This is a genomic window from Acinetobacter sp. WCHAc060042 (assembly GCF_003231195.1).
Classification (GTDB): domain Bacteria; phylum Pseudomonadota; class Gammaproteobacteria; order Pseudomonadales; family Moraxellaceae; genus Acinetobacter.
On the sequence record NZ_QKVN01000105.1, the window covers coordinates 1 to 1,097 of the forward strand.

At 34.8% G+C, this 1,097-nt stretch carries 1 protein-coding gene and 1 pseudogene; both read left to right on the forward strand.

Going from position 1 to position 1,097, the window contains the following annotated elements; genetic code table 11:
- Positions 1–289 (forward strand): annotated as a pseudogene (locus DPG01_RS18405) (ATP-binding protein); the annotation flags it as partial.
- A 116-nt stretch (positions 290–405) separates the two neighbouring features.
- Positions 406–1,026, forward strand: coding sequence for an IS1595 family transposase (locus tag DPG01_RS18410; RefSeq protein WP_110976003.1), 621 nt, complete (start codon positions 406–408; stop codon positions 1,024–1,026).
- The last annotated feature ends 71 nt before the right edge of the window (positions 1,027–1,097 follow it).

The window sequence follows — 1,097 nt, forward strand, 5'->3', positions numbered from 1 at the left end:
GATTTATCTTGAGCTTGTCAGACGAGGTTATACCGTCTATGTAGGGCGTGTTGATGAATATGAAATTGATTTTGTTGCTGTCGATACTTTACAGAATTTAACTTATTATCAAGTGGCATTAGAAACGCTCAATGAAGAGACACTCAGCCGAGAGTTACGTCCATTACAGAAAATTTCTGATTCGTATCCCAAATATTTACTTACCTTAGACACGATAGGGACTGAAGCAAATTATAATGGTATTGTAAAAATGAGTGCTCTCGATTGGTTGCTATCTGAAAATAAGTAAAGTTGAGGATAGACATGGATACTCTTATTTATTAAGGCTCTAGACTAGCAGAATAGATATGTTAGTCTAGAATCATGATAGAAAACAGTAAATTAAGTCACTATAAGATTTAAAAAATTATTCAGTGCTTTTGCATTGATATTCCTGCTTCTAAAACAGCCTTATTGCTTAACTTGAACCGTAATACCATCAACTATTGGTACATGCTTTTTAGAAAAGCAATCTACGATCATCAAACAGATTTAAGAGCAAAGTTTGTAGGTTCTATTGAAATTGATGAGAGCTATTTTAGGGCAAAAAGACAACGTGGTTTTCATGGGAAGTTGAAGCGAGGTCGAGGTACTTTAAAACAACCTGTATTTGGAATATTTGAAAGGAATGGTCGAGTTTATACAGAAATAGTCCCTGATTGTAAAAAGACTACATTACAACAAGTTATCTTAGGTAAAGTTGCACTTGAAAGTGTAATTTATAGTGATGGTTGGCGTGGATACAATGGTTTGGTAGATGTTGGTTACTCAAAGCATTTTAGAGTAAATCATGGAGTGAATGAATTTGCTAGAGGACAATGTCATATAAATGGAATAGAATCATTCTGGAGCTTTTGTAAAAGAAGGCTAGCAAAGTTCAACGGTATATCAAAAGAGTATTTTGATTATCATCTTAAAGAAACAGAATGGCGTTGGATGAGGGAGCCTAATGAGCTAGCAACAGAGTTGTGGGACCTCATTAGGTAAAACTAAGTGCAAATCTGCTAGTCTAGAGCCTTAAAAAAATAGAGGGACGCCAAGTAAAAGAACCTGTCAAA